Here is a 24,906-nt window from a genome sequence, read left to right as displayed (position 1 = left end):
GCGCCGCCTCCCCTTCCCCTGACGACCTCGCAGGGTCACCGTCGGCCGCTGCAGTCCGCGTCCGGGGCGTCCGGCCCGATCAGTGGGCCGCGGCTCCCGATTCGGCGTGCTGAGCGCGCAGTTCGTACAGCGACTCGTCGTCGGCCGCCACCGGGGGCAGGGAAACCCTCCGGGCTTCCTCCTTGGCCTCGGCGAGGAGCCGGAGGAACTCTTCCTCGGACATCGGATCCACCGCCTCTCTCCTCCCTTGTCTGTTCTTCGTAGCGGACCCCCCGGGCGGATGCCTCGCGCGTCCCCCGACCCCGGCTCTCTTGGGTCGTACAACCATCCGTACGCTCATGAGTCCTATAAGGCGAGTGCGCCGCGGGCGCGTTCGCTTCGTTTCCAGGGGGACCCACATGAATCACCACATATCGATGCGCGCCCGCGTGCTTCCGGCGGTGGCCGCCGCCGGAATGCTCGTGCCGGTCGTCGCGGGCGCGACGCCCGCCGCCGCGGCCACCGTGCCGCAGGTCAGCTGCACGTCCGGCAAGGCGGGGCTCGCCACCAAGCTGCAGCGGGACATCACGGCCGCGCTCGCCACGCGCTCCGGCACCGTCGCCGTCGGTCTGCGGGACCGCACCACCAACACGACCTGCACCCTGCGGGCCACGACCGCGTACGACTCGGCCAGCGTCGTGAAGGTGACCGTCCTCGCCACGCTGCTGTGGGACGCGAAGAAGACGAACCGGTACCTGACCGCTCGCGAGTCCGGCCTCGCCACCGCGATGATCACCAAGTCGGACAACGCGGCCACCACCTCCCTGTGGAACCAGCTCGGCGTCACCAAGGTGAAGGGCTTCCTGGCGGCCGCCGGCATGACGCGGACCGTTCCGGGATCCGGCGGGTACTGGGGCCTGACCCGGATCAACGTCACCGACGAGCAGCGGCTGCTCTCGCTGATCACCGGCAAGAACACGGTCCTGAGCGACAACGCCCGCACCTACATCCAGAAGCTCATGGGCCAGGTCGTGACCTCGCAGAAGTGGGGCACCCCCGCCGGCGCGCCCGCCTCCGTGTCCGTGCACGTCAAGAACGGCTGGCTGCAGCGCGCGACGCGCGGCTGGCGCGTGCACAGCGTCGGCACCTTCCAGGGCGGCGGCCACGACTACACCATCACGGTGCTCACCGACGGGAACGGCTCGATGAGCTACGGCGTGAACACGATCCAGGCCGTGTCGAAGGTGATCCACCGGGACCTCACCCCCACCGCCCCGGCGGCGACGCGCTACGCGCCGACCACGGTGCCCAGGGAGGCGCACGTCGCGGTGCCGCCGCAGGGCTGACACCTTCCTCACACGCCGTCCGCGCGGGCAGGGGCGCGGGGGCGGGTCTCTCCCGTCGCCGATCTCCGCCGGGCCGCGTGGTCAGGGGAGGTTCTGTTCGGTCCAGATGATCTTCCCGTTCTCGGTGTAGCGCGTGCCCCACCGCTGGGCGATCTGTCCGACCAGGAAGAGGCCGCGTCCGCCTTCGTCGGTGTCCGCGGCCAGCCGGACGCGCGGCGAGGTGCTGCTGCCGTCGGCGACCTGGCAGATCAGCGTCCGGGCGTGGACGAGGCGCACGCCGATCGGGCCGGCGCCGTAGCGGATGGCGTTGGTGACGAGCTCGCTGAGGATCAGTTCCGTGCCGAGGGCCAGTTCCTCCAGGCCCCAGCGACGCAGGTGCTCCGTGGCCGCGGCGCGGGTAGCGGCCACGGCCGACGGGTCGGGCGGGACGTTCCACTCGGCGATCCGGTCGCCCGGCAGGGCGCGGGTGCGTGCGACCAGCAGGGCGATGTCGTCGGCCGAGTCCGCCGGAAGCATCGCGCCCAGTACGGCCTGGCAGGTCTGCTCCGGGCTGTCCCCGGGGCGGGACAGGGCGGCGCGCAGGCGGTCCAGGCCGACGTCGATGTCGTGGCTCCGGGACTCCACCAGACCGTCGGTGTAGAGGACCAGGCGGCTGCCCTCGGGAACGTCGAACTCGATCGTGGTGAAGGGCAGTCCGCCCAGGCCCAGGGGCGGACCGACGGGGGTGTCGGGGATGTCCGTGACGCCGGCGGGGCTCACCACGATGGCGGGCAGGTGGCCGGCGCGGGCGAGCTGGCAGCGGCAGGTGACCGGGTCGTACGTGGCGTAGAGGCAGGTGGCGCCGATGATGGCCTCCGCGCGGCCGCCGGCGGTCTGCTCCTCGTCGATGCGGGCGACGACCTCGTCGAGGCGGGTGAGGAGTTCGTCGGGCGGCAGGTCGAGCATGGCGAGGTTGTGCACGGCGGTGCGGAGCCGTCCCATGGTGGCGGCGGCGTGCAGGCCGTGCCCGACGACGTCGCCGACCACGAGGGCGACCCGTGCGCCCGACAGCGGGATCACGTCGAACCAGTCGCCGCCCACCCCGGCGTGGGCGGGGAGGTAGCGGTGGGCGGCCTCGACGGCGTCCTGTGCGGGCAGCCCGCGGGGCAGCAGGCTCTGCTGGAGGGTCACCGCGAGGGGGTGGCCGCCGCTGATGGCGGCCGCGAGCTGCTCCTGGCTGGTGTACCGGGCTTCGAACTCGCCGCCGTTGGTGCCCAGCCGGAGCACGGTGATGCGGTCGGCGACGGCCTGGACGTCGTCGAGATTGTGGCTGACCATGATCACGGCGTGGCCTTCGTCCCGCAGCCGGCCGATCAGGTCGAGCATGCGGGAGGTCTGTTCGACGGTGAGCGTGGCCGTCGGCTCGTCGAGCACGATCAGCTGGGGCTCGTCCAGCAGGGCGCGGGCGATGGCGACGGTCTGCCGCTCGCCCAGGGTGAGTGCCTTCACCGGGGTCCGGATGCCGGGAGTGCTGATGGCGAGTCGTTCGAACAGCGCAAGGGAACGCTTCTCTATCTCGATCTGGCGCAGGACGCCGAACCGGCGCAGTTCGCGGCCGAGATAGAGGTTGGAGACCACGTCGAGCCGGTCGACGAGGGACGGATCCTGGTAGACCGTGGCGATGCCGAGCCGCTGGGCGTCGGCGGGCCGGCGCAGGTCGACGGGGGCACCCCGCCACTCGATGGTGCCCGCGTCCGGCGGTGCCACCCCGGAGACCGCTTTGACCAGGGTGCTCTTGCCGGCCCCGCTGTCGCCGACCAGACCGAGTACCTGCCCCCGGTCCACCCACAGGTCGACCGCGTCGAGGGCGACGACGCCTCCGAAGTGCTTGGTGATCCCCCGCAGGGACAACAGCGGACCCCTGGGCACGCGCCCACCTCCACCCTCTCCGCGGCCCATCGGTTCGCGCTCGGCCCGCCGCCCGCCCGCGTGACTCCTCCGAGCACCCCGTGGCGCAGGGTGTCCAGCCTGGCACCGGCCCTTCGGAAGGCGCGGACGGGACACGCGAAAGCGCCCCGTTCGGCGGCACCGGCTCCCCCGGTACCTCCTCCTCGGTGGAGGACGACCGGCCCCGGGCTCCCTCGTCACGCCGGACGCCGGGCTGTCAGTGGCCGCCTCTAGTCTGGATTCGGATCGATCAAGGAGCGGGCAGTGCAGCAGATAGAGCGTCACCAGGTCAGCCAGGCCGCCGTGTCGGCGGCTCGGGAGGACTTCGCGAACCGCGTCGGGGGCATGGTGCGGTCCATGTCGAAGGGCGGCCGGATGACGACCTACGAGTGGGACAGGATCTCCGAGGAGTTCCTCGACTACCTGGGCGCGCTCTCGGTGGCCACTCCCGCTCTCGACTTCCCGGAGGCCAGGGCCGCCCTCAAGGACGCCGCCGAGGCCGCGGCCGGCGCCGTCGCCTACGCCGCGTACTCCCCGCACTGCAGCTTCCACGTCTTCCTGGACTACGTGAACTTCGGCATGGGGTACGACCCGGAGCCGGGCGAGGACATTGCCGAGGAGAGCGTCTCCGCCGGAGGATGGACCGACGCGCTCTGCCTGGCGCTGCTCACGGACAGGGCGACGTGGCACGGCGAGGCCTTCCACTTCGCCCGGCTGAAGTTCGTGGAGAAGGCGCAGGGAACGCCCGGGGGCGAGCTCGCCACGGGGCTGACGGCGGTGGTCCTGGACGACACCGGGAACGACGAGGAGTACCCGCCGACCGCGCAGGCCAAGCTCGCCGCACTCGACGCGGCGCTCGACCGCGTCCGCGTCCGCGCCGAGGAGACCGGCAAGCCCCTCCTGGACGGACCGGACACCGTGGCACTGCGCGCGCTGCGCGCCGTGACCGCCGCGGACCGGCCGGCCTTCGACACCGCGCTGACGGACCTCCTCACCCACGAGGCCGGCCGGAACCGGTACTCCGCCTCCCCCGGCGGCCTGCTGCCGCTCGTCCCCCTCGCCCTCGCCGCCCTGGCGTACCGCACGTGGGGCTGGACGCCGGCCGTCCGCACCGACTACCTCCCGCACGCGCTGGTCACGGGCTTCGAGTCGCGGGGCCCGCGGGTCGGCGCCTTCGGGCGGGACAGGCGGCCCGACGCGGTCGCCGAGCTCGCCGCCGGGCCGCTGGTCGTGGAGCGGCCCGGCGACGAGAGCCCCCTGGACCCCCGGCTGGAGGCCCTGTACGACCGGCACGTCGAGGAGGCGTTCACGCAGGTCGGCGACGAACCCCTCTCGCTCCGGCGGCTGGAGGGGGTGATGGACGACCAAGAGCGCCTCTTCCAGTGGCGTTCCGCGAGCCCCGGCGGCGTCACGGACGGCCAGTGGGCGGGGCTCCGCCTCGCCTCCCAGGCCGGGGCGGCCCTGTTCCGCGCCGCCCTCGCCGAGCCGGGCAGTGACGCCGAGGTGACCGTCGACGGACGCACGCTGCGCTACCCGGGCGGCGGCACGGCGACCGCCGGCGCGCACAACTGGCAGACGGCCACCGCCCTGGCGCTGATCACCGGCGCACGGGAGGACCTCGCCCCGCTGGTCCTCACCGGCCCCGCCTTCACCGGCGAGGACCGTTCCGCCTTCGGCCCGTACCGCACGGCCCTCCACGCGTACCTGAAGGGCGTCGAGCCCGAGGCCGCCGTGCAGCGGGCCCTGCAGTACGCGGAGACGGCCAAGAACTGGGGCTTCGCGATGCCGCCGGTCGTGCTGCTGTCGCAGCTCGTCGAGGGCGACGAGGAGAGCTTCGGCCTGGCCCTCGCGGACGCCCTCGAAGCACACCGCGCCTACTACCAGGTCGCCGACCGCGCCGACGACCCGGACGCCTCCGTCAACCTCGACGTCCTCGCCCTGGCCTGCCACGCGCGCCGCCGCGGCTGGGCCGTCCGTGTCGAGTCGCCCTACCTTCCGCCGGCGATCCTGAAGGGCGCCGAGCCCTTCTAGGAGGGGTGGGGCCCGACCGGCCCGCACGGGTCCCCACCGAGCGGTCGGGCGCCGCGGGTGTCAGGAGCGAGGCTCCAGCACCTCCAGGGATCCGGTCTCCGTGTCGTAGCTGCGGAGCGTGACGAGCCGGGCCGAGAGCGGCGGTACGGGCAGCAGTTCGGGGACGCGTCGGCCGGCGAAGGCGCCCGCACGGCGGGTGCGACCGAGGGTGATGTGGGGGCTCCAGCGCTCGGGCGCGTGGAACGGGTTGAGGGTCTCGGGCGGGCTGTCCGAGGTCACCGCTTCCCAGACGCGGCGCTGGAGGCCGGTCAGTGCGGGGTCGGGGTCCAGCCCCCAGGCGAGTACCGAGGTGGGCCGCTCGAAGCGGACGACGCCGGTGAAGCGCACCGGCAGGGGCAGGGCGGCGACCACCTCGTCGAGCTCCCAGCGGATCGGAGCGGTCAGCTCCGGGCAGGCGGCCAGGGTGAGATGGGGACTGTTGGTCGGCGAGCGGTGGCGTGCCTGACTGGGCAGACCCGCGTCCGCGAGACGCCGCCAGGCCTCCCGTACCGCGAGATCCGCCGCCTCGTCCAACAAGAGCTCGACCGTGCGCACCGCCGCAGCCTACCGGGCAGGTCAGGGGCCGGGGCGGGACCGCACCGGGTGGGCGGGGCCCGGCCGGACGGCCGGGCCCGTGGACGGCGTCAGCCCGCGGCCACGACCTGGGGCGTGCCCGTGCCGAGGGCGGCGGTGTCGAACCCGTCGGCGAGCCGCAGCGCCTCCTCGATGAGGGTCTCGACGATCTTCGACTCGGGGACGGTCCGGACGACTTCGCCCTTCACGAAGATCTGGCCCTTGCCGTTGCCGGAGGCGACGCCCAGGTCGGCCTCGCGGGCCTCGCCGGGGCCGTTGACGACGCAGCCCATCACGGCGACGCGCAGCGGGACCTCCATGCCCTCCAGGCCGGCGCTCACCTCGGCGGCGAGCTTGTAGACGTCGACCTGGGCGCGGCCGCAGGACGGGCAGGAGACGATGTCCAGCTTCCGCGGGCGCAGGTTGAGCGACTGGAGGATCTGGTCGGCGACCTTGACCTCCTCGACCGGGGGTGCGGAGAGCGAGACGCGGACGGTGTCGCCGATGCCCTGGCGCAGCAGCGCGCCGAAGGCGACGGCGGACTTGACGGTGCCCTGGAAGGCCGGTCCGGCCTCGGTGACGCCGAGGTGCAGGGGGTAGTCGCATGCCTCGGCGAGGAGTTCGTAGGCACGGACCATGACGACGGGGTCGTTGTGCTTCACGGAGATCTTGAGGTCGTGGAAGTCGTGTTCGGCGAAGAGGCCCGCCTCCCACAGCGCCGACTCCACCAGGGCCTCCGGGGTGGCCTTGCCGTATTTCTTCAGCAGCCGGGCGTCCAGGGAGCCGGCGTTGACGCCGATGCGGATGGGGGTGCCGTGGTCCTTGGCGGCGCGGGCGATGTCCTTGACCCGGTCGTCGAACTTCTTGATGTTGCCGGGGTTGACGCGGACGGCGGCGCAGCCCGCCTCGATGGCGGCGAAGACGTAGCGGGGCTGGAAGTGGATGTCCGCGATCACCGGGATCGGCGACTTGGCGGCGATGGCGGGCAGGGCGTCCGCGTCGTCCTGGGAGGGGCATGCCACCCGCACGATGTCGCAGCCCGCGGCGGTGAGTTCGGCGATCTGCTGGAGGGTGGCGTTGACGTCCGAGGTGAGGGTGGTCGTCATGGACTGGACGGAGATCGGGGACCTGCTGCCGACGCCGACCCTGCCGACCTGGAGCTGGCGGGTGGGGCGGCGGGCGCCGAGGACCGGGGCGGGCATCGGCGGCAGGCCGAGGGCGACCGTCATGGGGTGTCTCCTGCTCTGGTACGGGTGAGGGGCGGGCGGTTCACTGGTCGGCGCCGACGGGCTGGGGGTCCAGGTCGCCGATCGAGACGGAGTCGTCGCGGCCGGCGAGGGCCTCGACGACGGCCCGGGCGATGTGGCGGCCGGTCAGGCCGTGGGCGGCGAGGATGTCGTCGCGGCGGCCGTGGTCGAGGAAGCGCTGGGGCAGTCCGAAGGTGCGGACGGGGGTGCGGGCGCCCGCGTCGGCGAGGGCCTGGGCGATCGCGGCGCCGGCGCCGCCGCTGCGGCCGCCGTCCTCGACGGTGGCGACGAGGGAGTGGCCGAGGCCGAGTTCCACGAGGGCGGAGGGGACGGGGGCGATCCAGCGCGGGTCGACGACGGTGACGCCGAATCCGTGCTCGGCGAGGCGGTCGGCGGCCTCCAGGCAGACCCCGGCCATGGCGCCGACGGAGACGAGCAGGACGTCCTGGGCCCGCGAGCCCGAGCGCCGCAGGACGTCCATGCCGTCGAGGGTGGCGACGGCGGGGATGTCGCGGTCCGGGGAGCCCTTGGGGAAGCGCAGTGCGGTGGGGCCGTCCTGGACGGCGAGGGCCTCGCGCAGGGCGCGGCGCAGGGTGGCGGCGTCGCGCGGGGCGGCCACGCGCAGGCCGGGGACCATCTGGAACAGCGACAGATCCCACATGCCGTTGTGGGAGGCGCCGTCGTCGCCGGTGACGCCGGCCCGGTCGAGGACGAAGGTGACCGGGGCGCGGTGCAGGGCGACGTCGAGCAGCATCTGGTCGAAGGCGCGGTTGAGGAAGGTGGCGTAGACCGCGACGACCGGGTGCAGGCCGCCGAGGGCGAGGCCGGCCGCGGACGTGACGGCGTGCTGCTCGGCGATGCCGACGTCGAAGGTGCGGTCGGGGAAGCGCTCGGCGAAGGCGGTGAGGCCGGTGGGGGCGAGCATGGCCGCGGTGAGGGCGACCACGTCGGGGCACCGGGCGCCGAGGGCGGCGAGTTCGTCGCCGAAGACGTCGGTCCAGGCGGGTTCGGGGGCGGGGCGGGGCGTGGTGCGGTCGGCGGGGCGGGGGCGTACGGCGTGGAAGCGGTCGGCCTCGTCCTGTTCGGCGGGGGCGTGGCCGCGGCCCTTCTCGGTCAGGCAGTGGACGACGACGGGCCGGCCGAGTCCGGCGGCGTGGCGGAGCGCCTCTTCGAGGGCTTCGATGTCGTGGCCGTCGACGGGGCCGACGTACGCGAGGCCGAGGTTCTCGAAGACGGAGTGCGGGGGGCGGTCCTCGGTGCGCAGGCGGGCCAGGTGGGCGGGGATGCCGCCGACGGTGGGGGCGTAGGAGCGGGTGTTGTCGTTGAGGACGACGACGACCGGGCGGTCGGCGCCGTCGGCGAGGTTGTTGAGTGCCTCCCAGGCCATGCCGCCGGTCAGGGCGCCGTCGCCGATGACGGCGACGACGGCGCGGTCGGTGGCACCGGTCAGCCGGTGGGCCTTGGCGAGGCCGTCGGCGTAGGACAGGACGGTGGAGGCGTGGGAGTTCTCGATGACGTCGTGCGCGGACTCGGCGCGCGAGGGGTAGCCGGAGAGGCCGCCCGGCTGGCGCAGGGTGCCGAAGGCGTCCGCCCGGCCGGTGATGATCTTGTGGGGGTAGGTCTGGTGCCCGGTGTCCCACAGGATCTGGTCGCGCGGGGACTCGAAGACCCGGTGCAGGGCGAGGGTGAGCTCGACGACGCCGAGGCTGGGGCCGAGGTGGCCGCCGGTGCGGGTGACCTCCTCGACGAGGAGGCGGCGGATGTCCGCGGCGAGCTCCTCGGTCTGCGCGGGGGTGAGGGCGCGGAGGTCGTCGGGTCCGTGGACCGATGCGATCGACGTCATGACAGATCCTGTTCTGGTCACAGGGCCTCATCGGCCAGAGGGGTCCGGGGTACCCGGCCGGTGACCGGGTCGGCCAGCCGGGCGGGCATGGAGAAGACGACGTCCTCGGCGATGCCGTCGTCCAGTTCGACGTCGTGCCAGCCGAGTGCGGCGAGCCGGTCGACGAGGCCGCGGACGAGGATCTCGGGGGCGCTGGCTCCGGAGCTGATGCCGATGCTGGAGACCCCGGCGAGCCAGGTCTCGTCGAGGTGGCCGGCGTCGGGGACGAGGTGGGCGGCGCTGCCGTGTTCGCTGGCGACCTCGACCATCCGGATCGAGTTGCTGGAGTTGCGGGAGCCGACGACCAGGACGAGGTCGTTGTGGCGGGCGAGGGACTTGACGGCGTTCTGGCGGTTCTGGCTGGCGTAGCAGATGTCGCCGTCGGCGGGGCCGGCGAGGTCGGTGAAGCGGGCGCGCAGGGCGTCGACGACCCGGCGGGTCTCGTCGAAGGAGAGGGTGGTCTGGGTGAGGTAGGCGACGGGTGTGTCGTCCGGGAGGTCGAGGGCGGCGACGTCGTCCTCGTTCTCGACGACGATGGTGCGCTCGGGGGCCTCGCCGCGGACGCCTTCGACCTCCTCGTGCTCGGCGTGGCCGACGAGCAGGATCGTCCGGCCGTCGCGGGCGTAGCGGACGGCGGCCTGGTGGACCTTGGAGACCAGGGGGCAGGTGGCGTCGATGACTTCGAGGCGGCGGTCGGCGGCGCCGCTGCGGACGGCCGGGGAGACTCCGTGGGCGGAGAAGACGCACACGGCGCCTTCGGGCACCTCCTCCTCGCTGTCGACGAAGCGGGCGCCGCGCTTCTCCAGCTCGGCCACGACGTGGTGGTTGTGGACGATCTCCTTGCGGACGTACACGGGGGCGCCGTGGAGGTCGAGGGCGCGTTCCACGATGCCGATGGCACGGCGCACTCCGGCGCAGAAGCCGCGCGGCTGGGCGAGGACGACGCGCGGGGGCCGGTGGTCGGCCGGGGCGTCCGGGCCGGCCGGTCGGATGGTGGCGCTCATGAAGCGTTCCGTTCGTAGGAGTCGTGGGTGAGGGTTGCGGGGCGCGGGGCGGGGACCGCCGCGGGTGGGTGCCCCTGCGAGGCGCGCCACAGCGCGGCGTAGATCCCGTCCAGGGCGAGGAGTTCGTCGTGGGTGCCGTCCTCCCGGATGCGGCCGTCGTCGACGACGACGACGCGGTCGGCGCGGGAGGCGACGCTGAGGCGGTGGGCGACGATCAGGGCGGTGCGGCCGCTGACGAGGCGTTCGGTCGCCCGGTTGACCAGGGCCTCGGTGGCGAGGTCGAGGGCGGCGGTGGCCTCGTCGAGCAGGAGGACGTCGGGGCGGACGAGTTCCGCGCGGGCCAGCGAGACGAGTTGCCGCTGTCCGGCGGAGAGGTTGTGTCCGCCTTCGGTCACGCGGTGGTCGTAGCCGGAGTCGAGGGCGCTGAGGGTGTCGTGGGCGCCGACCCTGCGGGCCGCGTCGGTGACCTCGGCGTCGGTGGCGTCGGGCCGGCCGTAGGCGATGGCCTCGCGGACGGTTCCGGCGAAGAGGTAGGGCTCCTGGGGGACGACGCCGAGCCGTTTCCGGTAGGCGGTGAGGTCCAGGTCGCGCAGGTCGGTCCCGTCGACGCGGACGGTTCCGCGGGTCGGGTCGTGGAACCGGGCGGCGAGCTTGACGAGGGTCGACTTGCCGGCGCCGGTGGTGCCGACGAAGGCGACGGTCTGGCCCTGCGGGATGCGCAGCCGGATCGCGGTCAGCGCCGGACGGCCGTCGCGGTAGTGGAAGTCGACGTCGTCGAAGACGAGTTCGCCGCGCAGGGAGCGGACGGGGCGCGCGTCGGCGGCGTTCGGGGTGGTGCTGCGCAGCCGGAGGAGGTCCCGGATCCGCAGCAGGGACACCTGGGCCTGCTGGTAGCCGTCGAAGAGCTGGGAGAGCTGCTGCACCGGGACGAAGAAGAGGTCCAGGTAGAGGAGGTAGGCGACGAGGGCGCCGACCGTCATGGTGCCCGCGGCCACCCGGTGCGCTCCGACGGCGAGGACGACGGCGGTGACGCAGGCGGCGAGGAGCTGGATGAAGGGGAAGTAGCGGGCGGACAGGAGCTGGCCGCGGACGCGGGCGCGCCGGTAGGCGTCGCTGTGCCGGGCGAAGGTGGTGACGACGGATTCCTCGCGGCGGAACGCCTGCACGGTGCGCATGGCGGCCGCGCTCTCCTGGAGGGCTCCGTTGACGACGGCGAGCCGTTCCCGGGCGTCCGCGTAACTGCGGGCGGAGGCCCGGCGGAAGACGACGGTGGCGAGGGCGATCGGCGGGAGGACGGCGAGCACGACGAGGAGCATCCCGGCATCGGCGGCGCCGAGCGCGACGAGCACGCCGACCAGGGTGAGGAGGCTGACGAGGACGCCGATCAGACCGGTCTGGAGGAAGGAGGAGAGCGAGTCGACGTCCGTGGTCATCCGGGTGAGGGTGCGGCCGGACGCCTCGTTCTCGAAGTGGTCCAGCCCCAGGCGGTGCAGATGCGCGAAGACCCGGATGCGCAGGCCGTACAGAAGCCGCTCCCCCGTGCGTCCGGTGACCCGGACCGCGGCCCACTGGACGGCGTACTGGGCGAGGACGAGCGCCAGCGCGGTGAGGGAGGCCGTGGCGACGACGCCGAGGGCGAGGCGGTGGGCGCCGCCCTCGATGCCCTGGCGCAGGACGAGGGGCAGGGTGAGTCCGGCCAGCGCGTCGGCGACGACGAGGGCGAGGCCGAGGGCGAGCGGCAGGCGGTGGCCGCGCAGCAGGTGGCGCAGTCCGAACTCTCCGTCGCCGTGGGTCCGGGGGTCGCGGGCGGCCTCCGCCTCGTCGACGCCGGGGACGTCGAGGGCCGGCGGGAGCGCCGCGACGCGGGCCTGCATGCGCGCGGCCGCGGAGTGCGGGGCGGTGGCGGTCTTCGGGGTGGTCGGCGCGGGGCGCTTCCGGTGCCCGGCGGGGGCCTGCGGCGGGGCGGCGGCTTCGGCGGCCGGAGCCGTGGTCGGCTCGTGCTGGAGGATCGTGCGGTAGAGCGGGCAGCGGGCGGTGAGTTCGTGGTGGGTGCCGTGGTCGACGATCCGGCCGTGGTCGAGGACGGCGATCCGGTCGGCGAGGGCGAGGGTGGAGCGGCGGCGGGCGACGATCAGGGTGGTGCGGTCACCGGCCCGGTCGCGCAGGGCGTCGTGGATGCGCTGTTCGACGCGGGCGTCGACGGCGGAGGTGGCGTCGTCGAGGACGAGGACGCGGGGGGCGGCGGCGAGGGCGCGGGCGAGGGCGAGACGCTGGCGCTGGCCGCCGGACAGGGCGCCGCGTTCGCCGAGGACCGTGGCGTAGCCGTCGGGCAGGGCGGTGACGAAGGCGTGGGCCTGGGCGGTGCGGGCGGCGGCGTGGATCTCGGCGTCGGTGGCGTCGGGCCGGCCGTAGGCGATGGCCTCGCGGACGGTTCCGGTGAGGAGGGCCGTGTCCTCGGGGACGCCGGCGACGGCGCCGCGCAGGGAGGCGTAGGTCAGGTCGCGGACGTCGGCGCCGCCGATCCGCACGGCTCCCTCGGAGACGTCGTGGAACCGGGAGAGGAGCAGGGCGAGGGTGGACTTGCCCGATCCGGGGGCGCCGACGAGGGCCAGGGTCTCGCCGGGTTCGACGCGGAGGGAGAGGTCGGTGAGGACGGGCCGGCCGGCGCCGTAGGCGAAGGTGACGTGGTCGAACTCGACGCCGAGGGGGCCCTCTTCGGGGAGCCGTGCCGTGCCCTCGGTCAGCAGCGGGCGGGTGTCGATCACTTCGAGGACCCGCTCGATCCCGGCGCCCGCCTGCTGGCCCATGGTGAGCAGCGCGGCGAGGGTCTTGACGGGGCCGACGAGCTGGGCGAGGTAGGAGGAGAAGGCGAGGAGGGCGCCGAGGCTGAGTTCGCCGCGTGCGGCGAGCCAGCCGCCGACGGCGAGGGCGCCGACCTGTCCGAGGGAGGGGACGCACTGCAGGGCGGGCCCGTAGCGGGCGTTGAGCCGTACGGCGCGCATCCTGCCGGCGAAGAGCCGCCGGGCGGCGTCGGCGAGCCGGTCCCTCTCCCGCTGTTCCTGGCCGAATCCCTTGACCACGCGGATGCCGGCGGTGGAGCTGGCGACCACTCCGGCGACGGCGGCGGCCTGGTTCTGTGCGTACCAGGTCGCGGGGTAGAGCCAGGTGCGGCTGCGTCGGCCGATGAACCACAGGGCGGGGACGAGGGCGAGTGCGACCAGGGCGAGGAGCGGGGAGAGCAGCGCGATGAGGACGAGGGAGACGAGCAGGAGGGCCGCGCTGGAGATGGCCGTGGGCAGGGTGGAGACGAGTCCGAAGACCATGTTGAGGTCCCCGGAGGAGCGGCCGAGGAGCTGACCGGTGCTCAGTTCGTCGCGGCGTGCGCCGTCCAGGCGGGAGAGCGAGCGGATCAGGTCGACCCGCAGGTCGTGCTGGACGTCGGCGGCGAGCCGTCCGGCGTGGTGGCGGCGGAGGTGGGCGGCGAGGTAGCCGAGCGCGGCGACGGCGAGCAGGGCTCCGGTCCACAGGGCGGCGGATCGGGCGGGGCGCAGGACGACGTCGTCGACGATCACCATGGTGACGAGGGGGACGAGGGCGCTGGTCGCGGTTCCGAGGAGCGCGGCGAGGACCGCGACGAGCACGCTGCGCCGGTGGCGCAGACAGCGGCGGGCGAGCCGCCCGGTCCAGGAACCCCGGTCGGTGTCGTCGGTGGGGTGCGTCATCCCGGGGCCTCCTCTCGTGAGGGTGGTGGTGGGTGGGGTCGCGGTGGGGGTCATGCGTCGCAGCGGCGCAGGTCGACCGGGGTGCCCGGGGGGCCGAGTCCGGCGACCGCGAGGACGTGCGCGCCGGTGCCGGTGGGCAGGACCGTGCAGGCGGCCCCGGTCGTGCCGGGCAGGGCCCGCAGGGCGGGTGGCGTGTCCTCGGCGGGTGGCGGGGGCCAGTGCGCGGGGTGGGGCAGCGGCTGGGTGAGCCCGCCGCGGGCGAGTCCGTGGCCGCGAGCCTTGCCGACGGCCTCCTTCTGGGTCCAGAGCCAGTAGAAGGCGGGGCCCCGGTCCGCGGCGGGGAGGCGGCCGACCCAGTCGGCGTCGCCGGGGGCGAGCCAGCGCCGGGCCATGGCGAGGGCGGGCAGCGGCCGTACGGTCTCGATGTCGACGCCGACCGGGGTCCGGGCCAGTGCCACGGCCCGGGCTCCCGGACTGTGGCTCACGCTCACGTGGAGCCGGGCTGCGTCTCCGGTGAGCCGGGGGCGGCCGCCGGGGTCGTGGGCGAACCCGATGCGGTGGAGCGGGCTGCCGGTGAGCTCCGCGGCGGCGCGCAGCAGCGTGGTGTGCGCCGCGCGCCGTTCGCCGGAGGCGACGGGGCCCCAGAGCACCGTGACGGCGTCGGGGCCGGTCACCGGGTCAGGACGCCATCGCGCGGACGAGGCTCTTGGGGCGCATGTCCGTCCAGTGGGCCTCGATGTGGTCGAGGCACGCCTGGCGGTCGCTCTCCCCGAGAGCGACCTCCCAGCCGGCCGGGACCTCGGCGAAGTCCGGCCACAGGGAGTACTGGCCCTCGTCGTTCACGAGGACGAGGTAGCGGCCGTCGGCGTTCTCGAACGGGTTCGTCATTTCTTTTCCCTTTTCCTTTTCCGAAGCAATTTCTTGTTTCCGTCGCCATTCTTTCTAACCAACCGGAGAAAGATCGGCAACCCTTTTCCAAGAGAATTCAGCGCATGTCCGTGAGACCGGGTTCCGGCGCGTTCACGAGGACCGCCACGTTGCCGGGCGGCTGCTTGTTCTCGTAGACCATCTGGTGCGCCCGGCCGATCTCGTCGAACGGCAGCGCGAGGCTGAGGCAGGGGTCGATGTGGCCGGCCGCGACGAGCTCGATGATCGCCGCGGTCTGGCGTACGTTGGCGGCGTGCGAGCCCTGCAGCCGCTTCTGGAACATCCAGAGGAACCGCAGGTCGATGTCGCCGTTGTAGCCGCTGGTGCCGGCGCAGGTGACGACCATGCCGGCGCGGTCGCAGACGTAGACCGAGGTGGGGAGGGTGGCCCGTCCCGGGTGCTCCAGGACGATGGCGGGGTCCCTGCGCTCGCCGAGCGCATCCCAGAAGGCCCGGCCGAAGGAACGGACCCCCGAGAGCCATTCCCGGTAGGCGACGGTGTCGCTCGAATCGGGCAGCCGACCCCAGTGGTCGAATTCATTCCGATTGATGACGCCGTGCGCCCCCAGGCGCTTACAGTAGTCGAATTTGTCGTCGTCCGACACCACGGCGACGGGAATTCCGCCGAAGTATTTCACGATCTGTATCGCCATGGAGCCGAGGCCGCCGGCGCCGCCCCAGACGAGGACGGGGTCGCCCGGCCGGACCGTGTGCGGGTGCCAGCCCATGAGCATGCGGTACGAGGTGGAGCCGCCGCCGAGGAAGCAGCCGGCCTCCTCCCAGGAGAGGTGCGGGGGCTTCTTGTGGCACTGGTACTCGTCGGCCACGGTGAACTGGGCGAAGGAGCCGTGGTTCGACTCGTAGCCCCAGGCACGCTGGGAGCGGGAGGCGGTCGGGTCGGTGCCGAGGCGGATGTCGGGGGCCGACTCGTCCCAGGCGACGCCGCCGACGATGACGTGGTCGCCGACCTTCAGCTGCTTCACCCCCTCGCCGACGGCCCAGACCACGCCGGCTCCCTCGGACCCGGCGATGTGGAAGTCGAGCGGGTCGCCGGCCCGTCGGCGGTCGGCGATGACGTCGGCGGGGGTGCCGAGTCCGGCCCAGACGCCGTTGTAGTTGATCCCGGCGGCCATCACCCAGATGAGGACCTGCCCGCGGCCGACCGGGGGCACCTCCACCGTCTCGACCTGGATCGACTGCTCGGGCGGCCCGTAGCGCTCGCGGCGGATCACGCCGGCGTGCATGTAGCGGGGCACCTCGCCCAGGGGCGGAGTCTCCCCCAGCGCGTACAACTCCCGGGTCATCAGATGTCCTTCCGTGTGGTGCGGTTGTTCAGATGGGCGGCGATCGCGCCGCCGACGACGGCCAGCGGTTCGGGCCGCAGCATGTCCTCGTGACGGCAGCCGACCGGGTGGACGGCGATGGTGCCGGCGACGTACGGGCGCCAGCGGTCGGCCTTCTCGGCGGCGGCGGCCGCGGGGAGGGGCACGGGGTCGGGCCGGGAAGCCCGGCCGCCCGCACCGCCGTTCGCGACGAAGAGGAGCAGGTCGCCCCCGAAGCGGCGCGGGGCGAAGCCCGCCCGCAGCTCGACACCGGTGCGGTACGCGTCGACGAGGGCGCCGACGCGGTCGGCGAGCAGAGCCGCGAGCGGTCCGCCGCGGGCCCGCAGGAGCGCGGCGCCCGCCTCGGGGGTGAGCTCCTCGTCGCCCCGGTCCGGGCCGACGCCCGCCGCGTCCAGGAGGGCGCCGAGGACCTGCGGCGCCGGGGGAACGGTCACCGGGTCGCCCGGCCGCGCCGGGTAGGAGTCCAGGACCGCGACGGTCGCGACCTCCTCGCCGGCCTCCTCCAGGAGGACCGCCGCCGCCTGGGCGACCAGGCCGCCGAGCGACCAGCCCACCAGGTGGTAGGGGCCGGTCGGCCGGACGGCGCGGATCTGCTCCACGTAGTCGGCGGCCGCCTCCTCCAGGCTCGCCGGGCGGTGGCCGGGCTCGGCGAAGGCGCGGGCCTGGAGGCCGTACACCGGGTGGCCGGCCGGCAGGTGCCGCAGCAGGGCCGCGTACCGCCAGCTCAGACCGCCCGCGGCGTGGAAGCAGAAGACGGGCGCAAGGTCGCCCCGGGTGCGCAGCGGCAGCAGGACGTCGAGCGCTCCGGCGGCGGCCGGGTCCTCGTCGTCGAGGGCGGCGGCGAGTCCGGCGACCGTGGGGGCCAGGAACAGGGCCTGGATGCCGAGTTCGACGCCGAGGACGGCGCGGACGCGGCTGACGAGTCCGGCCGCGAGCAGCGAGTTGCCGCCCAGGGCGAAGAAGTCGTCGTCGATGCCGGCCCCCTCGACGCCGAGGACGTCGGCGAACAGGCCGCACAGCAGCTCCTCGCGCGGCGTGCGGGGGCCGCGGCCGGAGCGCGCGGCGCCGTCGGCGGGGGCGGGCAGCGCAGCCCTGTCCAGCTTGCCGTTCGCGGTCAGCGGCAGGACGTCGAGCGGGACGATCCGGGCCGGGACGAGGTAGTCCGGCAGCGTCTCGGCCAGCCGGGCGCGCAGCTCCGCGGGGTCCGGGGCGGGTCCGTCGGGCGCGGGCACGGCGTAGGCGACGAGGCGCTTGTCGCCGGGCCGGTCCTCACGGACCAGGGAGACCGCGTGGGCCACGCCGGGCAGGGCCGCGAGGGCGCCGTCGACCTCGCTGAGCTCGATCCGGAACCCGCGCAGCTTCACCTGGTCGTCGGCACGGCCGACGAACTCCAGGGTGCCGTCCGGGCGGCGGCGGGCCAGGTCTCCGGAACGGTACATCCTCGCCCCCGGGCTCCCGAAGGGGTCGGCGACGAAGGACCGGGCGCTGAGCGCGGGGTCGTTCTCGTAGCCGCGGGCGAGCCCGGAGCCGGCGAGGTACAGCTCGCCGACGGCCCCGGCGGGCACCGGCTGCAGCTCCGGGGAGAGCACGTAGGCGGACATCCCGTGCAGCGGGACGCCGATCGGCACGTTGTCCGGGACCGGGTCGCCCGCCCGCATGATGTGGTGGGTGGCGAACACGGTGGTCTCGGTGGGCCCGTAGCCGTTGCTGACGACGGTGCCGGGGCAGGCGGCGAGGACCTTGCGGACGGCGTCGGCGGGGACGACGTCACCTCCGGTGCGCACCTCGCGGACGCCGGCGAAGCAGTCCGGCTCCTCCTCGGCCAGCCAGCGGAACAGGCCGGCCGTCAGCCAGAGTCCGGTGACGCGCTCGTCGACCAGGAGCCGTGCCAGCTCCTTCAGGTCGGTCTCGCCGGGCGGGGCGACGACGACCGTGCCGTGGTTCAGCAGCGGCCCCCACAGCTCCAGCAGGGCGGCGTCCCAGGCGTGCGACGAGTGGAACAGCATCCGCTCCCGGGCACCCGGGGCCCAGCAGGGCTCGTCGGCGAGCTCGACGACGTCGCGGTGGGTGACCGCCACGCCCTTGGGGACGCCGGTGGAGCCGGAGGTGAACATGACGTACGCCAGCCGCTCCGGCTCGACGGTGACGCCCGGGTCCGTGGGGTCCTGGCGGGCCGGACGCGGGTCGGTGTCGACGGCGACGGCCGTCACGCCGTCGGGCGCGCCGGCCCGTTCGGCGGCGCGGGCCGCGTCGGTCAGCAGCAGGCGCGCGCCGGCGCGTTCCAGGACGGTCCGCTGCCGCTGCGCGGGGTGGGCGGGCGCCAGCGGGACGCAGACCGCGCCCGCCTTGAGGACGGCGAGGAAGGCGACGACGAGCAGCGGCGACCGGTCGAGCAGGATGCCGACCCGCTCCTCGGGGCCGGTGCCCAGCTCGCGCAGCAGCCGTGCCAGCCGGTTGGCCCGCTCGTCCAGCTCCCGCCACGTGAGCCGCTCGTCCCCCTGGGAGACCGCGGTGGCGTCCGGGGTGCGGGCGGCGAGGGCGGCGACCCGGCCGTGGATCGTGTCGCCGGGGTCGCCGGCCGCGAGCGGGGTCCGCGCGCCGCCGTCGGCGAGCGCGCGCCGCTCCTCCCGGGAGAGCCCCGAGACGCGTCCCACCGGCTGCTCGGGATCGGCGGCCACCGACTCCAGGACGCGGGTCAGCCGCTCCAGCAGGGCGGGGGCGGTCGCCTCCCCGAGCACGTCGGGCCGGTGGTCGAGACGGAACCGCAGGCCCTGCGAACGCAGCGACGCGACGAGCAGCAGCGGGTAGTGGGCGGCGTCGCGGCCCTGCACCGCCGTGGCGCGGAGCCGGGACGGGGAGCGCTCGGTGTCCTCGGGCAGCGGGTAGTTCTCGTAGACGAGGGCGGTGTCGAACAGCGGCCGGAGGCCCGCGATCCGGTGCACGTCGGCGAGGCCGAGGTACTGGTGGGTGCGCAGGGCGGTCTGTTCGTCCTGGACGCGGGCCAGGGCGGCGCTCCAGCGTTCGGAGCGGTCGAAGCGGACCCGTACCGGCAGGGTGTTGATGAACAGGCCGATCATGTTCTCGGCGCCGGGGAGCTCCGGCGGCCGGCCGGAGACGGTGGTGCCGAACAGGACGTCGTCGCGGCCGAGGTGACGGCCGAGGACGAGCGCCCAGGCCGTCTGGACCACGGTGTTCATGGTGACGCCGGCCCGGGCCGCGTGCCCCTGGAGGGTGGCGGTGAGCTCCGGCGACAGGTCGTGCACGAGCTGCTCGGGCAGCGCGGGCGCGGCCGGTCCCCGGCCGGGGGCGAGCAGGGTGGGCTCCTCGACCCCGGCGAGGGTGTCGCGCCAGGCCCGCTCGCTGACCGTGCGGTCCTGCGCGGCCAGCCAGTCGACGTACGCGCGGAACGGGGCGGGGGCGGGCAGGGTGGCCGCGTCGCCGCCGTTCTCGTACAGGGTGACCAGTTCGCGCAGGAACAGCGGCATGGACCAGCCGTCGAGCAGGATGTGGTGCTTGGTGATGACCAGCCGGTGGCGCTCGTCGCCGAGGCGGATCAGCAGGAACCGGACCAGGGGCGGCCGGCTCAGGTCGAACCGGTGGGCACGGGCGGCCTCGGTGAGCGCGACGAGTGCGCTCCGCGCGGCGTCGTCGGGCAGCGCGCCGAGGTCCGTCTCGGTCCAGGGCAGGGCCGCGGCGCGCGGCACGACCTGGACGGCCGCGCCGTCCGCGCGGTGGTGGAAGCCCGCCCGCAGGTTGGGGTGCCGGTCCAGGACGGTCTGTCCGGCGGCGCGCAGGGCCGCCGGGTCCAGCGGGCCTTCGAGGTCGAGGACGAGCTGGACGGTGTAGACGTCGGTGCCGCTGTCGTCCGCCTGGAGGGCGTGGAAGAACAGGCCCTCCTGGAGCGGGGTGAGCGCGAAGGCGTCCTCCAGACCGCCGGGGGCGGCGGCGAAGCCGTCGATCTCGGGCTGGGTCAGCCCGGACGTCGGCAGATCGCCGGGGGTGAACGCGTCGCCGCGCTCGGACTGGCCGGGGTCGGCGAGGGCGCGCAGGGCGGTGAACCACAGCTCGGCGAGCTCCGCCATCTCGGCGCGGTCGAAGAGTCCGGCGGGCCAGGAGTACGTGACGTGGAGCCGCGGCCCGTCGTCGCCGTCCCGGGTGACCGCGTTGATCTCGACCGCGTGCCCGAACGGCATGCCCGGGTCGGCGGGGAGCAGCGGGATGCGCAGGTCCGACGCGCTGGACCAGCCGGCGGGGCCCGCCTCGCCGAGGGTGTCGGCACCGCTGCCGACCCGGCCGAGGTAGTTGAAGCCGATCTGCGGGGTGGCGGCGCCCGCCAGGGCGAGCGCGGTGTCCGCGTTGAGGTGGCGGAGCAGGCCGTAGCCGAGTCCGTTGTCGGGGAGGGCGCGCAGTTGCTCCTTGACCCGTCCCAGGGCGGCGACGGTCGCCGCGCCGCCGTCCAGCGCGTCGTCCAGGTCGACGGGGCCCGGGTCGAGCCGCACGGGGAAGCGGCTGGTGAACCAGCCGACCGTGCGGGAGAGGTCGAGGGTCTCGTCGAGCTCCTCGCGGCCGTGGCCCTCCATGTCGACGAGGACCGCGTGGGACGCTTCCTGGGTCCAGCGGCGGCGCCAGCGGGCGACGGCGAGGGTCAGGCCGGTGAGCAGCACGTCGTTGATCTGGGTGCGGAACCGGGCGGGCACGTCGGTGAGCAGCGCCGTCGTCAGGTCCGCGGGCAGGGCTGCCGTCAGGTGCTCGGCGGTCTCCCGGGTGTCGACGGCGGGGTCGAGGCGGCGGGCTCCGAGGAGCGGATCGTCGCCCTGCGTCTGCTGCCGCCAGAGCGGGAGTTCGGCGATGCGGGCCGGGTTCTGCGCCTCTATGACGAGGGCCTGCGCCCAGCGGCGGAAGGTGGTGCCGACCGGCGCGGGCCGGGGGTCGCGGCCCGCGCGGGCCGCCTGCCAGGCGTCGGCGAGGTCGGGCAGCAGGATCCGCCAGGACACGCCGTCGACGACGAGGTGGTGGAGGAGGACGAGGAGGAGGCCCTGCTCGTCCGGTCCGGCGTCGAACCAGACGACCTGGAGCAGGACGCCGTTCTCCGGGTCGAGCCGGCGCCGGGCTTCCTCGCCGTGCGCGGAGACCGCGGCGGCGAGGTCGGCGGCGTCGGCCGCCGTGTCCCGGACGTCGACGCGGGTGACACAGGTCCGGGCGTCGACGGTGCCGCGCGGAGCGGTCTCCAGGTTCCACGGCAGGCCGAGCGCGGCGCCGGTGAGCCGGGCGCGCAGCACGTCGTGGTGGTCGACGACGGCCTGGACGGCCCGGGTCAGTGCGTCCTGGCCGAGGCCGCCGGGAACCCGGAGCACCACCGACTGGTTGAGGCCCTGGAACGGGCCGCCGAGCTGGTGGAGCCAGCGGACGACCGGGGTGCCGGGGACGGCGCCGACGCCGTCGTCGGCGACGGGCGCGGCCTCCGCGGCGGCGGGACGGATCGCGGCTGCCAGCTCCGCGACGGTCTGGTGCCGGAAGATGTCCCGCGGGGTGAGGACGAGGCCGGCCTGGCGGGCGCGGCCGGCGACCTGGATGGCGTTGATGCTGTCGCCGCCCAGGGCGAAGAAGTTGTCGTCGGCGCCGACGTCGGCCAGGCCGAGGACGTCTCCCACGATCCGGCGGAGCAGGGCACGCGGGTCGTCGCCGGCGGACGGCTCCGGAGACCCGTTCGCCGCCGGGGCGGCCGGGGCGGTCCCGGGCTGCTCGGGGGCGGGCAGCGCCGCCTTGTCGGTCTTTCCGTTGACGGTCAGCGGAACCCGCTCGATCTCCATGAGCACGGACGGCAGCAGGTGCGCGGGCAGGGTGGCCCGCAGGTGGGTCCGCACCGCTCCGAGGTCGAGTCCGGCCCCGGCGTCCGGCACGAGGTAGCCGACGAGCTGACGGACGCCCGGGCGGTCCTCCCGTACGGTCGCCACGGCACGCGCGACACCCGGCGCGCCCGTCAGGGCGGCCTCCACCTCGCCGAGTTCGATGCGGAAGCCGCGCAGCTTCACCTGGCCGTCGGCGCGGCCGACGAACCGCAGCCGGCCGTCGCGCATCCGGCTGACGACGTCGCCGGTGCGGTACATCCGGCTGCCCGGCGTCCCGAACGGGTCGGCGACGAACCGCTCGGCGCTCAGCCCGGGGCGCCGCAGGTAGCCCCGGGCCACGCCGATCCCGGCGACGTACAGCTCGCCGGGGACGCCGACCGGGACCGGACGCAGCCGGTCGTCGAGCACGTACACCCGGGTGTTGGGCAGCGGGCCGCCGATCGGCGGCACACCGGCCTCGGGTGCGAGCGGCCCGGCCATGGTGCAGGAGACCGTGGTCTCCGTGGGACCGTACGCGTTGAACATGCGGCGTCCGGGCGCCCACGTGGCGACCAGACCGGCCGGGGCGGCCTCGCCCGCCGTCACGAGGGTGCGGACCGTCCGCAGGTTCGCGGGCGTGAGCTGGGCGAGCACCGCGGGCGGCAGCGTCGCGTGGGTGACGCGCTGCTCGCGCAGCAGCACGGGCAGCTCGGCGACCTGGAGCAGCATGTCGGCCGGACCGAGGACCAGGCACGCTCCGGCGGAGAGCGGGGTGCAGATCTCCGACATCGCGGCGTCGAAGCTGAGCGACGCGAACTGCAGCGCCCTGCTGCCGGGGCCCATGGCGTACGGACCCGTGCGGGCCAGGACGATGTTGGGGATGCCGCCGTGCTCGACGACGACGCCCTTGGGGCGGCCGGTGGAGCCGGAGGTGTAGATGACGTAGGCGGGCGTGCGGGCCGTCAGCGGGGCGGTCCGGTCGGCGTCGACCGGGTTCCGCACCTCCTGGGCGGCGAGCGCGGCCACGGTGTCCGGCGCGTCGACGACGATCCGGCCGGCGGCGGCCGCGGCCGGCACCCGCTCCTCGGCCCCGGTGCTGGTGACGACCAGGCAGGGCCGGGCGTCCTCGAAGAAGTACGCGATGCGGTCGGCGGGGTACTCGGTGTCGACGGGCAGGTAGGCCGCGCCGGACTTCAGCACGGCGAGCACCGCGACGATCATCTCCGGCGACCGCGGCACCGCGATCGCCACGACCGACTCCGGACCCGCGCCCCGCCCGACGAGCAGATGCGCGAGGCGGTTCGCCCGCGCGTTGAGCTCCGCGTAGGTGAGGGTCACGTCGCCCGCGGAGAGGGCGGGCGCGTCGGGGGTGCGGGCGACCTGGGCCTCGATCAGTTCCGGGACCAGGAGGTCCGGGAGCGGGCGGGCGGTGTCGTTCCAGCCGTGGAGCAGCAGCTCGCGCTCGGCGGCGCCGAGGATGTCGAGATCCTCGATCCGGCGGTCGGCGTCCGCGACCACGGCCTTGAGGACGGTGACAAAACGCTCCGCCATCGCCTCGACCGTCGCCCGGTCGAACAGGTCTGCCGCGTAGGCCACGGTGCCGTGCAGGCCGGCCGGTCCGTCCTCGTCGGAGCGCTGCTCGGAGAGCCGCACCGACAGGTCGAACTTGGCCCGCCCGGCCCCGTCACCGGCCGGCTCGCCGACGGCGTCGACGGTCAGCCCGGCGAGGCTCACGTCGGCCCGCGAGACGTTGTCCAGGGAGAGCATGACCTGGAACAGCGGGTGGTGCGCGGCCGACCGGCGCGGCGCGACCGCGTCCACGACCCGCTCGAACGGCACGTCCTGGTGACCGTAGGCGGCGAGGTCGGTCTCCCGGACCCGGGACAGCAGGTCGCGGAAGGACGGGTTGCCGGACGTGTCCGTACGCAGCACCAGCGTGTTGACGAAGAAGCCGACGAGGTCGTCGAGGGCCTCGTCACCGCGCCCGGCCACCGGCGTGCCCAGCGGGATGTCCTCCCCCGCGCCGAGCCGGGTCAGCAGCGTCGCGAGCGCCGCCTGGAGGACCATGAAGACCGTGGTCCGGCTGGAGCGGGCGAGGTCGAGCAGCCCGGCGTGCAGCTCGCCGTCGAGCGTGAGCGGCACGAGTCCGCCCTCGTGGCCCGCCTCCTCCGGGCGAGGCCGGTCGGTGGGCAGCGCCAGCACCTCGGGCAGGCCGGCGAGGGTCCGCGTCCAGTGGGCGAGGTGGCGTGCGATCTCGCTGTCGGGGTCGGTCTCGTCGCCGAGCACCTCGCGCTGCCACAGCGCGTAGTCCGCGTACTGGACCGGGAGCGGCACCCACTCCGGCGCCGCGCCCTCGGCGCGCGCGGTGTACGCGGTGGCCAGGTCCCGGATCAGGGGCCGCATCGAGGAGGCGTCGCCGGCGATGTGGTGCAGCACCAGGACGAGGACGTGGTCGTCCGTGCCCACCTCCAACAGCTGCGCGCGCAGCGGCAGATCGGTGTCGAGGGCGAAGTCCAGGCGCTGCGCCGCGGCCACGGCCGCCTCGACGTCGGACTCGGCGACCGGGACGACGTGCAGGTACGGGCGGGCCTCGGCCGGGTCGAGCACGACCTGCGTGGGCGTGCCGTCGGACGTCGCGGGGAACACCGTGCGGAGCGACTCGTGGCGGGTCACCACGTCGGCGAGCGCGGTCTCCAGCGCGAAGGCGTCCAGCGGGCCGCGGAGCCGGGTGACCATCGGGATGTTGTATGTACCTGCCGTCGCACCGAGCCCGCTCAGGGCCCAGAGGCGCCGCTGCGCGAAGGACAGCGGGACGTCGGCGGGCCGCTGCCGCGCGACGAGCGGGGGCCTGCTCTCCCCTCCCCGCTCCAGGCAGGGAGCGAGGGCGGCGACGGTGGGTGTCTCGAACAGTGCGCGGACGGGGAGCTCGACGCCGAGGACCGTGCGGATCCGGGAGACGAGCCGCGTCGCGAGCAGCGAGTGGCCACCGAGGTCGAAGAAACTGTCGTCGATACCGACCCGGGACAGACCCAGGATCTCCGCGAACAGACCACAGAGGAT

The 24,906-nt window shown here is 74.7% G+C and carries 13 protein-coding genes; 2 read left to right on the top strand and 11 right to left on the bottom strand.

The genetic code is table 11. The features are described 5' to 3' along the window. Positions 1–79: 79 nt before the first annotated feature. A complete protein-coding gene (locus ACZ60W_RS20555; protein WP_469756760.1) occupies positions 80–232 on the bottom strand; it encodes a hypothetical protein in 153 nt (50 codons plus the stop codon). Positions 233–398: 166 nt separating this feature from the next. Here ACZ60W_RS20555 and ACZ60W_RS20550 point away from each other — a divergent pair, with 166 nt between their 5' ends. Then, positions 399–1,325 (top strand): serine hydrolase, encoded by a 927-nt coding sequence (locus ACZ60W_RS20550; RefSeq protein WP_469756759.1) that lies wholly within the window; start codon positions 399–401, stop codon positions 1,323–1,325. Positions 1,326–1,406: 81 nt separating this feature from the next. Here the strand turns inward: ACZ60W_RS20550 and ACZ60W_RS20545 are convergent, their stop codons facing one another. Further along, a complete protein-coding gene (locus ACZ60W_RS20545) occupies positions 1,407–3,263 on the bottom strand; it encodes a SpoIIE family protein phosphatase (RefSeq protein WP_469756758.1) in 1,857 nt (618 codons plus the stop codon). A gap of 252 nt (positions 3,264–3,515) precedes the next feature. Here ACZ60W_RS20545 and ACZ60W_RS20540 point away from each other — a divergent pair, with 252 nt between their 5' ends. Next, positions 3,516–5,282, top strand: a complete 1,767-nt coding sequence (locus ACZ60W_RS20540; protein ID WP_469756757.1) for an Imm49 family immunity protein — start codon at positions 3,516–3,518, stop codon at positions 5,280–5,282. Positions 5,283–5,342: 60 nt separating this feature from the next. Here ACZ60W_RS20540 and ACZ60W_RS20535 read toward each other — a convergent pair whose 3' ends face one another. The 9 genes from ACZ60W_RS20535 to ACZ60W_RS20495 form a co-directional block, all read right to left on the bottom strand. After that, positions 5,343–5,876 carry a 2'-5' RNA ligase family protein gene (locus ACZ60W_RS20535; RefSeq protein WP_469756756.1) on the bottom strand — a complete coding sequence of 178 codons (534 nt, stop codon included), beginning with the start codon at positions 5,874–5,876 and terminating at the stop codon, positions 5,343–5,345. Positions 5,877–5,965: 89 nt separating this feature from the next. Then, entirely contained in the window at positions 5,966–7,123 is a 1,158-nt protein-coding gene (ispG, locus tag ACZ60W_RS20530; RefSeq protein ID WP_469756755.1) for a flavodoxin-dependent (E)-4-hydroxy-3-methylbut-2-enyl-diphosphate synthase, read from the bottom strand. A 40-nt stretch (positions 7,124–7,163) separates the two neighbouring features. After that, positions 7,164–8,984, bottom strand: a complete 1,821-nt coding sequence (locus ACZ60W_RS20525; RefSeq protein ID WP_469756754.1) for a 1-deoxy-D-xylulose-5-phosphate synthase — start codon at positions 8,982–8,984, stop codon at positions 7,164–7,166. A 17-nt stretch (positions 8,985–9,001) separates the two neighbouring features. Beyond that, complete coding sequence (locus tag ACZ60W_RS20520; RefSeq protein WP_469756753.1) at positions 9,002–10,027, bottom strand: 4-hydroxy-3-methylbut-2-enyl diphosphate reductase; 1,026 nt, start codon at positions 10,025–10,027, stop codon at positions 9,002–9,004. Further along, on the bottom strand, positions 10,024–13,749 hold the full coding sequence (locus ACZ60W_RS20515; protein WP_469756752.1) for an ABC transporter ATP-binding protein: 3,726 nt from the start codon (positions 13,747–13,749) through the stop codon (positions 10,024–10,026). The genes ACZ60W_RS20520 and ACZ60W_RS20515 overlap by 4 nt, the downstream gene beginning before the upstream one ends. Positions 13,750–13,799: 50 nt before the next feature. Next, entirely contained in the window at positions 13,800–14,423 is a 624-nt protein-coding gene (locus tag ACZ60W_RS20510; RefSeq protein WP_469756751.1) for a 4'-phosphopantetheinyl transferase family protein, read from the bottom strand. A gap of 4 nt (positions 14,424–14,427) precedes the next feature. Next, the gene (locus ACZ60W_RS20505) at positions 14,428–14,637 is read right to left on the bottom strand and encodes an MbtH family protein (RefSeq protein WP_148001029.1); all 210 of its coding nucleotides are present in this window, start codon (positions 14,635–14,637) and stop codon (positions 14,428–14,430) included. Positions 14,638–14,734: 97 nt separating this feature from the next. Then, on the bottom strand, positions 14,735–15,979 hold the full coding sequence (gene ccrA, locus ACZ60W_RS20500) for a crotonyl-CoA carboxylase/reductase (protein WP_469756750.1): 1,245 nt from the start codon (positions 15,977–15,979) through the stop codon (positions 14,735–14,737). Then, on the bottom strand, positions 15,979–24,906 hold an 8,928-nt coding region (locus ACZ60W_RS20495), incomplete at its 5' end, for an amino acid adenylation domain-containing protein (protein WP_469756749.1). The genes ccrA and ACZ60W_RS20495, both read right to left, overlap by 1 nt.

The sequence above is a fragment of the Streptomyces sp. NPDC104202 genome, assembly GCF_055584185.1.
Note: the sequence above shows the minus strand (reverse complement) of the source record. Positions and strands in the feature narration are given on the sequence as shown.